Source organism: Rummeliibacillus sp. SL167 (assembly GCF_007896505.1).
GTDB lineage: Bacteria > Bacillota > Bacilli > Bacillales_A > Planococcaceae > Rummeliibacillus > Rummeliibacillus suwonensis.
The window spans coordinates 797,436-812,495 of record NZ_VCBM01000001.1; the positions used below are offsets into that span (position 1 = coordinate 797,436).

The 15,060-nt window shown below is 37.0% G+C and carries 14 protein-coding genes; 11 read left to right on the forward strand and 3 right to left on the reverse strand.

Features of this window, described 5'->3' with window-relative positions; translation table 11 throughout:
• Positions 1-112: 112 nt before the first annotated feature.
• From FEZ13_RS03580 to FEZ13_RS03605, 6 genes are all read left to right on the forward strand, one after another.
• Entirely contained in the window at positions 113-742 is a 630-nt protein-coding gene (locus FEZ13_RS03580) for a thiamine phosphate synthase (protein ID WP_255473037.1), read from the forward strand.
• Positions 729-1,802 (forward strand): glycine oxidase ThiO, encoded by a 1,074-nt coding sequence (gene thiO / locus FEZ13_RS03585; protein WP_146551497.1) that lies wholly within the window; start codon positions 729-731, stop codon positions 1,800-1,802. The genes FEZ13_RS03580 and thiO overlap by 14 nt, the downstream gene beginning before the upstream one ends.
• The gene (gene thiS / locus FEZ13_RS03590) at positions 1,792-1,986 is read left to right on the forward strand and encodes a sulfur carrier protein ThiS (protein WP_146551498.1); all 195 of its coding nucleotides are present in this window, start codon (positions 1,792-1,794) and stop codon (positions 1,984-1,986) included. Before thiO ends, thiS begins: the two co-directional genes overlap by 11 nt.
• Before the next feature lies 1 nt (position 1,987).
• A complete protein-coding gene (locus FEZ13_RS03595) occupies positions 1,988-2,758 on the forward strand; it encodes a thiazole synthase (protein WP_146551499.1) in 771 nt (256 codons plus the stop codon).
• On the forward strand, positions 2,751-3,767 hold the full coding sequence (locus tag FEZ13_RS03600) for a MoeB/ThiF family adenylyltransferase (RefSeq protein ID WP_146551500.1): 1,017 nt from the start codon (positions 2,751-2,753) through the stop codon (positions 3,765-3,767). The genes FEZ13_RS03595 and FEZ13_RS03600 overlap by 8 nt, the downstream gene beginning before the upstream one ends.
• A 227-nt stretch (positions 3,768-3,994) precedes the next feature.
• On the forward strand, positions 3,995-5,569 hold the full coding sequence (locus FEZ13_RS03605; RefSeq protein ID WP_146551501.1) for a long-chain-fatty-acid--CoA ligase: 1,575 nt from the start codon (positions 3,995-3,997) through the stop codon (positions 5,567-5,569).
• Between the two features lie 77 nt (positions 5,570-5,646).
• Here FEZ13_RS03605 and FEZ13_RS03610 read toward each other — a convergent pair whose 3' ends face one another.
• On the reverse strand, positions 5,647-6,180 hold the full coding sequence (locus FEZ13_RS03610) for a GNAT family N-acetyltransferase (protein ID WP_146549917.1): 534 nt from the start codon (positions 6,178-6,180) through the stop codon (positions 5,647-5,649).
• A gap of 155 nt (positions 6,181-6,335) precedes the next feature.
• Between FEZ13_RS03610 and FEZ13_RS03615 the strand changes: the two genes are divergently transcribed.
• From FEZ13_RS03615 to ade, 3 genes are all read left to right on the forward strand, one after another.
• Positions 6,336-6,974, forward strand: coding sequence for an RNA polymerase sigma factor (locus tag FEZ13_RS03615; protein WP_255473039.1), 639 nt, complete (start codon positions 6,336-6,338; stop codon positions 6,972-6,974).
• Positions 6,975-6,977: 3 nt separating this feature from the next.
• On the forward strand, positions 6,978-7,982 hold the full coding sequence (locus tag FEZ13_RS03620; RefSeq protein ID WP_146551502.1) for a hypothetical protein: 1,005 nt from the start codon (positions 6,978-6,980) through the stop codon (positions 7,980-7,982).
• Positions 7,983-8,129: 147 nt separating this feature from the next.
• A complete protein-coding gene (ade, locus tag FEZ13_RS03625) occupies positions 8,130-9,887 on the forward strand; it encodes an adenine deaminase (protein ID WP_146551503.1) in 1,758 nt (585 codons plus the stop codon).
• A 381-nt stretch (positions 9,888-10,268) separates the two neighbouring features.
• Here the strand turns inward: ade and tatA are convergent, their stop codons facing one another.
• Positions 10,269-10,496: a twin-arginine translocase TatA/TatE family subunit gene (gene tatA, locus FEZ13_RS03630; protein WP_146548565.1), complete on the reverse strand. Its 228-nt coding sequence runs from the start codon at positions 10,494-10,496 to the stop codon at positions 10,269-10,271.
• 182 nt (positions 10,497-10,678) lie between these two features.
• Positions 10,679-11,413: a twin-arginine translocase subunit TatC gene (tatC, locus tag FEZ13_RS03635; protein WP_146548566.1), complete on the reverse strand. Its 735-nt coding sequence runs from the start codon at positions 11,411-11,413 to the stop codon at positions 10,679-10,681.
• Positions 11,414-12,254: 841 nt separating this feature from the next.
• Here tatC and FEZ13_RS03640 point away from each other — a divergent pair.
• On the forward strand, positions 12,255-13,331 hold the full coding sequence (locus FEZ13_RS03640) for a hydrogenase small subunit (protein ID WP_146548567.1): 1,077 nt from the start codon (positions 12,255-12,257) through the stop codon (positions 13,329-13,331).
• Positions 13,331-15,052 carry a nickel-dependent hydrogenase large subunit gene (locus tag FEZ13_RS03645; RefSeq protein WP_146551504.1) on the forward strand — a complete coding sequence of 574 codons (1,722 nt, stop codon included), beginning with the start codon at positions 13,331-13,333 and terminating at the stop codon, positions 15,050-15,052. The genes FEZ13_RS03640 and FEZ13_RS03645 overlap by 1 nt, the downstream gene beginning before the upstream one ends.
• The last annotated feature ends 8 nt before the right edge of the window (positions 15,053-15,060 follow it).

The window sequence follows — 15,060 nt, forward strand, 5'->3', positions numbered from 1 at the left end:
AGCCACTTCTTCGAGCTTGAGAGGTGGCTTTTTGTATGGGATTGCAACGAAAGGAAGTGAATAAATCGTTATTTTTATTTCAACGTCGGGTGATTCGATATGGAAGAATGGGATGATGAAAGAATTGGATAAAAAAATAGAGTTGCATATCATAACGGATGGTGAGCGTTCCTTAGAGGAAGTGATTCATTTTGCACCAAAATTAGAACCATATTTAAGCTATTTGCATATACGAGAGCCCAATCGTACAGCATCTGAGCTATATGATTGTATTCAAAACTTACAACAACAAGGTTTTCCGTTAGAGAAACTGGTCGTGAATGACCGTATTGATGTTGCGCTTGCTACAGGTATCAGTCATGTGCAACTTGGTTACCGCAGTATTCCCGTCGCTATTATTAGTGATAAATTTCCAGCTCTTCATATTGGTGCATCCATTCACTCCCTTGAAGAGGCCTCTGATACAAAAGCCGACTGGTTACTTTACGGGCATATTTTTGATACGACAAGTAAAAAAGGAAGACCTTGCCGTGGTACAAAATTATTGCAGCAGCTAACAAAGAAGGTTTTAAAGCCTGTGATCGCTATTGGTGGAATCACTCCACAAAATACGAAGGAAGTTTGTGCGGCAGGGGCTTCTGGAATCGCCATTATGTCGGGGATATGGCAGGCTATTGATCCAGTTGAGAAAGTAAAAGAATATGCATATAAACTCGAGGAGTGGGAAGATGAAAAGTTATGACAGTATTATTATTGGTGGCGGTGTCATCGGTAGTACAATCGCACATTGTCTTGCAGAGCAGGGGCTACATGTAGCCATTCTTGAAAAAAACGACATTGCATCTGGTGCTTCTCACGCAGCCGCAGGGCTTCTAGGCGTTCAAGCTGAATGGGACGAATATGATCCTTTATATGATATGGCTAGAAAAAGCAGAGCCTTATTCCCAAAAGTTGCTGAAAAAATCCGTGAAAAAACGGGAATTGATATTGGCTATGAAGCGAAGGGAATCTATCGGATTGCACATACGGAAGAAGAATGGCAAAGAATTAAAGAAATTCGTACTTGGCAAATAGCAGCAGGAGAGGAAGCCGTATTACTTTCCTCAGAAGAAGTAAGAAAGGTCGAGCCAAATGTTTCTTCAGAAATAGTAGGTGCAGTCTATTATCCAACAGACGGACATGTTTTAGCTCCAGCATTGACAAAAGGACAAGCACTTGCGGCCGCAGCTAGCGGTGCCGAAATCTTCGAATATACAACTGTCCTACAAATTGTTGTAAAGGATGAAAAAGTGACCGGTGTCCAAACAACAGAAGGCTTTTTCCCTTGCAAACAGGTTTGTATCACAACAGGGGCATGGAGTACGCCATTTCTAAAGCAATTTAATAAAAATTATGGTACGTATCCAGTAAAAGGTGAAGTGATTTCCTTAAAAAGTAATCGTCCTTTACTAAAGGCTCCGCTATTTTTGAAACGATTTTACATCGCTCCAAAACGTTATGGCAAATATGTAATAGGCGCGACGATGGAGCCTCATTCTTTTCAAGAACAGGTGAAGGCATCTAGTGTAGCAGATATTTTACAACGCGCTTTTTCAATCCTTCCTGCTTTACAGGATGCGACTTGGGATCGTACTTGGGCAGGTTTACGACCAGAGTCGAATGAGGGGCGACCATATATGGAAGCACATCCTACGATTCAGGGACTATTTGTATCCACGGGGCATTATCGAAATGGCATTTTGTTGAGTCCATTTGTTGGTGAATACATGGCAAATAAAATGGTGGGGAATTATGTCTATTAATGGGACTACGATAGAAATACCGGAAACTGTAGGAACGATTCAGGAATTACTTATCTATTTAAAACTCCAAGATAAAATGGTGATTGTGGAACAAAATGGAGTTATTTTACAAAAAGAAGATTATTCACAGGTTGTAAAGTCAACCGATACAATCGAAATTGTGACATTTGTAGGAGGCGGTTAATATGTATCAAATTGGACCATATACATTTACATCTAGATTATTACTTGGAACAGGAAAGTTTTCAGATTTTGATATTCAAAGTCGTGCGATAGAAGTTTCAGAGGCTGAAATTTTAACATTTGCTGTACGTCGTATGAATATTTTTGAACCATCACAACCCAATTTGCTAGATAAGATTGATCTATCAAACTATCGTTTACTTCCGAATACAGCGGGAGCTAAAACAGCTGAGGAAGCTGTACGCATTGCAAAACTCGCTAAGGCATCTGGTTTTTGTGATATGATCAAGGTTGAAGTAATTGGCTGTGATGATACGTTATTGCCGGATCCATTTGAAACGTATCGCGCATGTGAAATCCTTCTTTCGGAAGGATTTATTGTACTTCCGTATATTTCAGACGACGTAGTACTTGCTCACAAATTACAAGAACTTGGCGTGCATGCCATCATGCCTGGTGCTTCTCCTATTGGCTCAGGTCAAGGAATTTTGAATCCATACAATTTACAAATCATCATTGAACAAGCAACAGTACCTGTTATTGTAGATGCAGGAATCGGTACTCCTTCTGATGCAGCACTTGTCCTTGAGTTGGGAGCTGATGCCGTATTACTCAATTCAGCCGTATCGGGTGCGAAAAATCCTGTCCAAATGGCAGAAGCGATGAAATTAGCAATCCGTGCAGGTAGGCTTGGTTTTGAAGCAGGTATGATTGAGAAAAAAACACGAGCACAAGCAAGCAGTCCAACACAAGGAATGAGCGTTATTGACTAGTCGCTATTCAAGACAAGAATTGTTTTCGCCAATTGGATATGAAGGACAGCAAAAAATTTGTCAAAAGCATGTACTGATTGTTGGAGCAGGAGCATTGGGAAGTGGAAATGCCGAGATGCTTGCTCGTGCAGGTGTTGGGAAGATATCGATTGTGGATCGTGATTATGTGGATCGGTCGAATTTACAGCGTCAGCAATTATATTGTGAGGAAGACGTGCGTGAGCATTTGCCAAAGGCTGTTGCGGCGAAGCGAAGATTAGAAGCGATCAATCAGGAAGTAAAAGTCGAAGCATTTGTGCAGGATCTAACACCATCAGGACTTTCAGCATTTCAACATGTAGATTTGATCATTGATGCCACTGATAATTTTGAAACACGCTTTTTACTGAATGATTTCGCCGTAAAGCATAACATCCCATGGATCTATGGAGCATGTGTGGGGAGCTATGGGATTACCTATACGATTTTGCCTCACCAAAAACCATGTTTGAACTGTTTGATGAAGACACTGCCTTTGGGAGGAGCAACATGTGATACATCGGGTATTATTGCACCAACTGTCGCACAAGTGGTATCTTATCAGGTGACAGAAGCATTGAAAATATTGGTAGAAGATTGGGACGCTCTTCGAAATGAATTAGTATCATTTGATTCATGGAAAAATGAGTTCAGTAAAATCAATGTGAATTTATTGAAACAGGATACATGTCAAACCTGTGGAGTAAACCCGACGTATCCCTATTTATCCAACCATTCCCTTTCAAAGGTAGCGGTCCTCTGTGGTCGCAATACGGTCCAAATTCGTCCAGCAAAGTATCAAGCTATTGACGTGAAACAATATGAGAAATATCTTGCTCCACATGTTCAAAATATTCATTGTAATCCGTATTTACTTCATTGCCAAATTGATCAATATAAACTTGTTCTCTTTGCGGATGGGCGTGTATTGATCCATGGTACAAATGATGTAGCGGAAGCGAAGAATATTTATTATCGATATTTTGCTTAAAAAACTATAATTTTCCGTTTTTTAGAGTTTTCAAAGAGGGGTTTGAGTTGCTCCTCTTTTTATGTATATTTTTATAATATAATCTTGTTTCAATTGAATGTTTAGGCATTAATCATTAGTGAAAAATAAAATATTCTCTTTTAATCTATTTATATCTTTTAAATGACAAAAATAACTGGATATTGTAAAATGTATTTGATTCCATTTTACAAAGGGGTGTATAAGGGATGAATGTACCATTAGTATTAACCGATTTTTTAGACAGAGCAGTGGAATTATACGGCGATAAGGAAGCACTTTTTGATGAAAAGAGAGCGTTTACATACGCTCATATAAATAAACGTGTCAATCAGTTATCTCGCGGGCTACAATCCTTTGGGGTGAAAAAAGGGGATAAAGTAGCCTATTTAGCTTCCAATACAGTTGAGATGTATGAAGGCTTTTATGGTATTTATCAATTAGGTGCCATTATGGTGCCGTTAAATATTCGTTTAAAACCTGACGATTATTTATTTATATTAAATCATAGTGAATCTAAGATTTTACTTGTTGATCAAGATTTTTATCACTTGATTGTTCCGATTAAAGAAAAACTAGAAACGGTTCAACAAATTATTGTTCACTATAAAGATGAAGAAACTTCAGAACTAGGTTATGACGAATGGCTTGTTGTATTTGATGATGGTAAGTTTAATCGTGTAGAATTGGATGAAAATGATGTAGCCAGTTTACTTTATACAAGTGGTACAACAGGAGATCCAAAAGGTGTTATGCTAACACATCGAAACAACTATTTGCATGCACTTTCATCGATGCATCATTTACGGGTAACAGATGAAGATACACTTTTACATGTTTTACCGATGTTTCATGTAAACGGTTGGGGGTCGCCATTTTATTATACAGCAAATGGTTCATCTCAAGTCTTCTTACGAAAGGCAACACCAGAGGCAATTTTTCATGCGATGGCAAAGCACAATGTTTCAGTTGTTCATATGGCGCCAACGGTATTGAATTCGCTGATTCAATATTATGAAGAATATCATCCTACGTTATCAGATAAACTTCGCGTGGTCATCGCAGGATCTGCGCCTCCAGTTGCATTTGTTGAAAAGGTAGAAAAAGAGATTGGTTGGGAGTTTATACAAGTTTATGGTATGACAGAATCATCCCCACTAAGTACTGTCTCTCGTATTCTTCCACAATATAAAGATTTAACTGATCAAGAAAAATATCAACTAAAAGCAAAGGCTGGCACACCCATGATTGGAACAAAAGTGAAAGTGGTAGATGAATTTGGCGATGAAGTGCCACATGATGGGGCAACGGTTGGAGAAGTCATCGTGCGCGGTAATGGGGTGATGAAAGGGTATTGGAAAAATGAACAAGCGACTATCAACACCATAAAAGACGGTTGGCTGCACACAGGGGATGTAGGGCATATTGATGAAAAAGGATACGTAGCCATAACGGATCGAAAAAAGGATATTATTATAAGCGGTGGGGAAAATATTTCCTCTATTGAAGTAGAAGGGGTACTTTATGATCATCCTGATATTCTTGAAGCAGCTGTCATTGCTATCCCACACGAAAAATGGGGAGAAACACCTCATGCCTACGTTGTATTGCGCGAAAATGCAACATTAACAGAGCAAGATATCATCGATTTTTCTCGCTCCAAGCTGGCTCATTTTAAAGCCATTACAGGTGTTACATTTATAAAAGAATTACCAAAAACAGCATCTGGAAAAATTCAAAAAGTGCATTTAAGAAAGAATTATGTGGAAAGTACAGGTGCTTAATATCTTCCAAAAGTCCAATGATGATTTTGTTATTGGACTTTTGGTAGGGCAAAAATAACACAGAATTTCAAGAACAACTATGAATAAATACGCCGCCATTCATCTTCTAAAATGCCCATTTCGATTAAATTCCAATAATTATCTCCGTTTTTTCGTGCATCTCTTAGCATCCCTTCCTTCACGAATCCCACTTTTTCATAACAATGAATAGCTGGAGTATTAAAATCAAATACGCCCAATGTCACTTTATGTAATTTTAGTTCTTCGAAGGCAATGGCTAGAACAGCTTTAACCATTTCAGTCCCGATTCCTTTTCCTCGAACTTCTGTAGAGCCAACTAGTACTTTTCCAATCCTTGCCGATTGGTTGACTCTGTCGATCTTGCCCAAAGAAATATGTCCGATCACTTGGTTGGATTCTTGATCGATGGCTTTGTAAATGTATGTGTCAGAATCCATTCTATTTGCGTTTTTTAGATAATTTTCTAATTGCTGAATGGTTAATGGATACCGGAATGTAGGACCTGACCATTGTAATGTAAAATCTGCTGATGGAATCCAATTGATCAACTGTTCCATGTCCGATTGTTCAAAATACTTTAGCTCAATCATTTGCATCCTTCTTTCCTCTTAATAGAGTATTATAATAATAAAAATTCTAAAAAATAAATGATATAGAAAATTGTAGTATGTATTAGGATGGATTCAAGGATTAGTTGATTCTTTTTCTACTTTCGTTCGTCTATAGCTGTGAAAGGAGGATTTTCATGCGATATAAACTGTTCGAACAATTATATGAACAACATAGCGATACCATTTATCCCGCTTTAACGGGCAGTAGGACCCCCATCTCAAGATATAAAGAGGGGGATCAACTGCCCGTAAAAGTCCGATTGGTTCAGCTAACCATCAGTGGGGATGAAGAAAACCCCACTGATGGAGTTTCACTTTATCAATACATATTTTTTCTCGTTAACAATAAAGAATTGGCGGAAGATTTAACACAAGAAGTATTTTTTCGAGCATACAAACGACTTGATACATTTGCAGGTCAGTCCACCCTTTATACTTGGCTCAGAAAAATTGCAAGAAATTTAGTTTATGATCATTATCGTAGAAAAAGAATGATCCAATTTGTCCCATTCGTATCGAATGATGTGTGGCAAGATGATCAATTATTACCGAACGAAATCTTTGAAAAAGAGGAGGAACTCATTACCCTTTATAAAGCGATCACTCATTTAAAATTAGCATACAGAGAGGTGCTGATATTAAGAAAAATAGAAGGACTATCGATCAAGGAAACGGCCATGGTACTAGGTTGCACAGAAGCAAAAGTAAAAAATAATACGACACGTGCTATTCAATCATTAAAGAAAATAATGAAGGAAAAGGAGGATGAGTAAGCGATGAAGAAGGAATTAGATGCACTATTCCATGAGCTTTCATTGATCAAGCGTGATTCAAAACAAAAGAAAGAAAGTTTGCAATTACTTTTAAACAGAATAGAAGAAGATAAAAATTCTTTAAGAAGGACGAAACTATGGCGGCCAATGATTACAGTAGTCATGTTTGGTTTCGTGTGTTGTTTATTCTTTTTGATTTCACAATCTCCTACAACTACAGTTCAATTGAGTAGAGGGAAAGATATGATTTCTAGCCTTCAAGGAAATCATCGCTATATACAAACGATAAATGTTTCTAGCTCGCATTCATTAAATTATTTTCCTCGAGATAATGCAAATTTTTATTTTGGTATGGAAAAAAAAGTAGATCCATTTCAAGGTGTGAATACAGAGTTGAAGGATTTACTATTAACTGCTAAACCAATACAGAAACAGAACATACAACCACTTTTCACGATAATTAGAGATGTGCAAGTAAATTACACTGATCACAAAAGTCATTTGAAAGGAACATTATTTTTAAAAATAATATTTATAGATATAAACAAGAAGCTACTTTATATAAAAGATATGAAAAATGATAAATGGTATAAAATTGAAGGTGCTGCTGCAGAAAAATTACAAACGATTAAAGCCGCCTCTAGTTTTCCAAATTCTCTATTTGGTTTATTGAATTTTTATGCACCTATTTTCCTTATTTCTTTTCTAGTAGGGCTTATTATCAAAGATAAATTTCCGATTATTAAAAGGACACCTAAATACGTAGATAAAAAGCATCAATGGATAGACCGTAGCATAGTTGGAGGAGGCATAGTCATTTTAACGGGGTCCATCTATTACTTGGGGGTTATTCATGTCTTATTTGTTTTTCTCATACCAATCATTATTCTGATATATCGTTTTTGTAGGGAGTTCAATTTTAGAGCTGAAAATAAGAGACAATATTTGATCATCAATGAATTCATTGTTTTTGTTTTATTTATAATCGGATATTTCATGGGTGTGTAAGTGTAATATATAGTGAAATAATTAAAAAATACCGTCAATATCTAACATTGCTATGGAAATTAGTTGTTCAATTTCAGATAAAATTATTTTGGTAAAAGTTGGGTGTTTGTGGTATAACATTAAAAAGTATATGGAGGGGACAACGGAATGAATGATAAAATTGAAAGAACACAAGAAAGAATTTTAAGTTCTCAACAGAAGAGGAAAGCCGACTTCATTTTGCGTAATGCACAAGTTGCAGATGTTTTTAATCTTCAATGGAGAAAAGCGGATATTGTTGTAACAGACGGAATAATTGTAGCTATAGATGATGAAGGGATTTTTGAAGCGACATATGAGGAAGATGCAAATGGAGGGTATGTCATTCCTGGTTTAATAGATGGGCATATTCATATCGAATCTTCTATGCTGCCACCCTCTGAATTTAGTAAAATTTTATTGCCTCATGGGATTACGACAGTTATTACAGATCCACATGAAATTGCTAATGTAGCAGGGGCAGCAGGTATTCAATATATGTTGGATGATGCACAAAGTGCGGAAATGGATATTTATGTGATGCTGCCATCCAGTGTACCTGCCACTTCTTTTGAAAATGCAGGAGCAACATTGAACGCACAGGACTTAAAACCATTTTTATCACATCCAAATGTTCTGGGATTAGCAGAGGTTATGGATTTTCCAGCAGTCTTGAACGGTCAAAAAGATATGTTGCAAAAAATCATTCAAACAGAAGCGACAAGAAATATTATAGATGGTCATGGAGCCGGTTTAGACGCTTCCCAAATTCGTGGATATCGTGTTGCTGGCATTCAAACAGATCATGAATGCGTTACTGCGGAAGAAGCGGCTACAAGGATTCAACAGGGAATGTATGTGCTGATTCGCGAAGGCTCTGCTGCTAAGAATTTGCGGGATGTTTTGCCGGCAGTCAATTCTTCAAATGCGAGACGTTTTTTATTCTGTACAGACGATAAACATTTGGACGAGCTAATAGAGGAAGGCAGTATTAATCACTCTATATCTATAGCAATAGAAGAGGGGATGGAACCGCTTCAAGCGATTCAACTAGCAACATTAAATGCAGCAGAATGTTATCGATTGTATCAAAAGGGGGCCCTAGCTGAAGGCTATGTTGCCGACTTTCTCTTGCTAGCGGATTTAACCACATGTAAACCGCAAGCTGTTTGGAAAAATGGTAAAAAGGTTGCTGAGAATGGGGAAATATGTACAACTCATAATGATTCTATCAAAGCCCCATCATCGATTTTAGAATCCGTCCATATTCCAAAACGATCCTTGCAAGATTTAGCCATCCCTTTTCAAAATGGGAATCTTGCCAACATCATTGAAATTGAACCAAATCAGCTCATTACTCATAAAAAAGTGGCGAAGGTTGAAGTTGAAAACGGTGTATTTGTTCCTTCTGTAGAAGATGACTATTTAAAGCTTGCTGTCATTGAACGTCATCATCATTTAGGGAATATAGGACTTGGTATTGTACATGGATTTGGTTTAAAAAAGGGAGCAGTTGCTACAACGGTTGCACATGATTCCCATAATGCACTTGTGTGCGGAACAAATGATGCCGATATCTTGCTGGCGCTTGCTGAACTTCAAAAAATGCAAGGGGGTTATGTTATAGTGGCTGATGGTAAGGTACTAAGCGCTTTACCTCTTCCGATTGCAGGTCTAATGACAGATTTAAAAGCTGAAATAGCAGCAGAAAAGTTACATGACTTACATAAAGCTCTATTACGATTAAATCCGGAACTGAAATTCCACCTATTTTTAACCTTGTCATTTATTGCATTACCAGTTATACCTAGCATTAAATTAACGGATACAGGTTTATTTGATGTGACAAGCTTTAAGCATATTCCAATTGAAGTTATTTCAGAATAAAGATTTTTTAAAACCAAAAAAGACAAATTCCAAAAGATAGGGAATTTGTCTTTTTAATTATTCTTCATCAATATACTTGGTAAAATAGGTTAAGGTTTTACGAAAGCCAAATGTTTATAAATACAACAAGCGTGTTGATTATCCAATTTTCCCCATAAAATATAGTGTATTCGCTGATTTCCGCTACGGCTTGCACGACTCATGCGGGCGAATGCTGATCCTCCTCGCTACGCTGTGGGGTCTCATCTATTCGCTTTTCCCGCGGGAGTCGAGCAAGCCTCCACTCCAATCTACATAGATGGAGATAAAATACATGTTTTTATAGAATTATGCTAAATTTGTTACCTATTTTTTCCTAATCAACACGCCTGTAAATACAACTTATTTTTTGACAATTTCTTTGATATTTTCTTTTTCCTCTTTCACTTCTTTTTTCACTTGATCGATTTCATCTACTGTATCATCTGTCAGTTCTTTTGCCGATTTTTTAAACTCATTTAATGTTTGACCAACTGCTCTACCAATTTCAGGGAGCTTCTTAGGGCCAAATATAATTAAAGCTAGCACGAGAATAATAATTAATCCAGGTATCCCTATATTTGAAAACATATTAAAAACCTCCTAAAGTTATAATTTTATCCCGCATGAACAGGCAGTAGGAGAGATCCCCATATCTAGATCCAAGTAAAAGTAGGAGGATAAGTAAAGAGATATACTGTCTGTAAAGCCCAATTGGTTCAGCTAACACTCAGCGGGAGATGAAGAAAATCCCCATAAAGCGAAAGTTCGCTTTATGATACATCTTCAGTTGATGCTGCTTTCTTTTGCTTGCGCTTATAGACGATTTTAGATAATGAAATACTAATTTCATATAAAAGTAACAAAGGAATGGATACAACAAAATCAGACATAAATTCTGGTGGTGTAATGACAACCGCAATAACGATCAAAACAAAATAAGCATATTTTCGAACTTTAGCCATCACATAAGGGTTTATAATTCCTAATGACGTTAGGAACATCATAACAATGGGCAGTTCGAAAAGTACTCCAAAAGGCAAAGAAATATTAATGATAAATTTAAAATACCGATCTGCCGTAAAGGAAATATCCATTACTCCTTCTCCAAGATTCACCAAAAATCTCATCACAAGTGGAAAAATCACAAAATATCCAAATGCTAAACCTCCTATGAATAAAAGGAACAAAGCTGGAATATAGGATAAAGCTATTTTTTGTTCGTGTTTCTTTAACGCTGGCTTCACAAATAACCAAATTTCTAATGCTAAAACGGGAATGGTTAAAGCAATCGCGACAATGCAAGCAATCGTGAAATAAATCCAAATAATATCGCTTGGCCCTAACGCAAGTAATTTGGTATCTAAATATCTTGTGAAATACAGATAAAGATCCTTTACGAAAAAGAAAGAAGCGCTAAGAAAGATTAGAAAAGCAACAGCTGTAATAATAAGTCGTCTTCTTAATTCATCTAGATGTTCAAGTAAGTTCATTTCTTGATTTTCCAAGGAGTTACCCCCCTCACTAATGTTGGAAAGGTATAAGATATGGATTATATCGATTGTATATATTCCAACTTATGTCTTTTCGACAAGTCTGATAGCCTATTGAAAGAAGCTAATTAGGTAAATGTTCTAAATTCATATATTATTCTACCAAAGTTATAAATTAAACAATATGTCCATTTTGTTAACGTTTTTAAATAAAGCAAAGCGTCATCAAACCAAAAATAAATTTATTGTTTTGACAGAGAAATTTTATTTGTAAATTGAATGGAATAGAAAGTCAACATTTTTACTAAACAGTTAGTATATTAACAGTATTGTCGTTTCTACACAAACAGGAGAAACGATTAAAATATCTTAATTTTGGTTATTTGGTCATAAAAAGCGAGTGGGATAAATTGCAAACCCTCTTCCATACTAAGATGAGCTCGTATCGAGTAGATAAGGTGTAACAAAAGTCACAGTAAGTATTGCGATATTTTGCTATTATGAAAATGAATGTTGGTGTTGTTAAATTTGAATATTGGTGTTCAACGAAAATAGGCATAAAACCCTTGCTTTAAGGGGGATTGAAACCCGTGAGTCCACACTTTAAGTAATAAAACAGGATAAGTGGGAAGATCAACTACTGGAAAAAGCTTGGTATTTAGCTAACACAATGGGGACTGTAGAAGAATTCCATAATGTGCCGTTTCACTTAATCTAGTGTTTTGTCACTATAAATACGGGCATTGTAGTGAAAATACCAATAGTAGTTTTTGGCATACCAGCTCTTTCATATAAAATGATTTGAAATTTTGCTTTAATTTGTAAGCGCTTTTTGAATAAGGGAGGCTTCGATAAAATGAAGAAACAGAAGACAATTTATGAATCGGCGCTAGATCAAGGAATTTCCAGACGAGATTTTTTAAAAATGTGTACGGCATTAGCTGCAACGATGGGGCTTGATTTTAGTCAAACAGACAATGTTGTAGAAGCAATGGAAACGAAAAAACGGGTGCCAGTATTATGGTTACAACTGCAGGATTGCACAGGATGTTCAGAGTCATTTATCAGATCTACTCATCCTAAAATAGAAAGTGTTATATTTGACATGATTTCACTTGAATATACAGAAGTATTATCAGCAGCTTCAGGTGTACAAGTAGAATCTAATCTAGAAACTGTTATTAAAAAGTATAAAGGTGAATATATTTTAGCAGTTGAAGGAAGTGTTCCTGACAATGCGGGCTATTTAATGGTTGGTGGTAAAAGTGCCAAGGATACATTTATCCGTGCGGCAGAAAATGCTAAAGCCGTCATTTCTTATGGCAGCTGTGCATCTTGGGGAGGAATTCCTGCAGCCTATCCAAACCCAACTAAAGCAAAACCAATTACAAAACTTGTGAAAAATACGCCCGTTATTTTGGTTCCCGGTTGTCCACCAATTGCCGAAGTAATGACAGGGGTAATTGCCCATATTATCACATTTGGGGAAATACCAGAGTTAGATGTAGCGGGAAGACCCAAAGCATTTTATCGCCATCGTATACATGATAAATGTAATCGACGCGCCTATTTTGATGCCGGTCTATTTGTAGAATCGTTTGATGATGAAGGGGCGAAACAAGGATATTGTTTATATAAAGTAGGTTGTAAAGGACCTACAACGTACAATTCATGTGCAGAAATGCGTTGGAATGGTGGCACAAGTTATCCAATCCAATCAGGAAATCCATGTATCGGATGTTCAGAAAGTAATTTCTGGGATAATGGACCATTCTTCACAAGACGTGCAAAAGTACCAGGAACGCAAATAACGATTAATCCTGACAAGGTCGGAGTTGCAGTATTAGGTGCTACGGCAGCGGGTGTTGCTATTCATGGGGCTGCGACTGTCGCAAAGAAAAAGCATGATGAAAAAATCCGAGGTGAAGAATAATGACAGAACGTATTGTAGTTGATCCAGTCACTAGAATCGAAGGTCATTTACGTGTTGAAGCTGATATTGACGATAGTGGTGTTATTAAAGATGCCTTCAGTTCAGGGACAGCTGTTAGGGGAATTGAAGTAATTGTGAAAGAACGTGATCCTCGTGATGTGTGGGCTTTTGTGCAACGAATTTGTGGTGTATGTACGTCTACACATGCTTTAGCATCCATTCGTTCAGTTGAAGATGCTCTGGATATTAAAATTCCAGAAAACGCTCATTTAATTCGTAACATTATGAATGCTGCAGTATTTCTTCATGACCATGTTGTACATTTTTATCACTTGCATGCTCTAGACTGGGTAGATGTAGTGAGTGCATTAGATGCGGATCCTAAAGCGACTTCCAAAATTGCTCAATCTATTTCAGATTGGCCAAATTCTTCTCCAGGTTACTTTAAAGAAGTTCAAAATAAAGTTAAGAAACTAGTAGATAGTGGCCAACTTGGTATTTTTGCCAATGGTTATTGGGGACATGAGGCATATAAACTTCCTGCAGAAGTTAATCTAATGGCGGTTGCCCATTATTTAGAAGCACTTGATTGGCAAAAAGAGATCGTGAAGGTTCAAACGATTCTTGGAGGGAAAAATCCACATCCCCATTATGTAGTTGGTGGGATGGCAACACCTCTAGATATCAACAGTGATAATGGGATTCATGCGGAAAGACTTGGACATATTTCACAATTGATTGACCAAGCCAATACATTTATCAATCAGGTGTATATCCCAGACTTATTAGCTATCGGTTCTTACTATAAGGATTGGACATATGGTGGTGGTCTCAACAATTATTTGAGCTACGGTGATTTTGCACCAAAAGATCATTATGATATCGATAGTTACCGTATGCCACGCGGCGTTATTCTGAATGGTGATTTAAGTAAGGTCCATGATATCGACTTAAAAGATCCAACACAAGTTCAAGAATTTATCGATCATTCATGGTACGAGTATAAGGGGAAAACGCAGGACGGAGGCTTACATCCATTTGATGGCGAAACCAATCTACATTATACAGGTCCTGAAGCGCCTTATAAACATTTAGATACAGATCAAGCATATAGCTGGATCAAATCACCTCGATATAAAGGTCAACCAATGGAAACAGGTCCGCTTGCGCGAATCATGATTAGCTATGCATTGGGACGTAAAGATGTTAAAACACTTGTGGATGACACACTTGCAAAATTAAAAATACCTTTGTCTGCTTTACAATCTGCATTAGGAAGAACTATTGCAAGAGGATTAGAATCTGTTTTAATCGCAAAATGGATGCGTGAAGATATGGATCAATTATTAGCGAATATCAAAAATGGCAACCAAGTCACTTTTAACGCATCAAAATGGGAGCCTGAAACATGGAAAAAAAGTGCTAAAGGTGTCGGCTGGATCGAAGCACCACGTGGCGCGTTAGGACATTGGATTGTTATTGAAGACGGTAAAACAAAAGATTATCAAGCGGTTGTTCCGACTACTTGGAATGCATCACCAAGAGATAAAAAGGGGAATATTGGTGCGTATGAAGCATCTTTAAAAGGTACGCCTGTTGCTGACAAAAAACAACCGCTAGAAATTATTCGGATCATCCATTCATTTGACCCTTGTTTAGCATGTGCGGTTCACTTAACAGATTTAGAATCGGATACGCAAACAGAAATTCGTATTGGATAGGAGGAGTG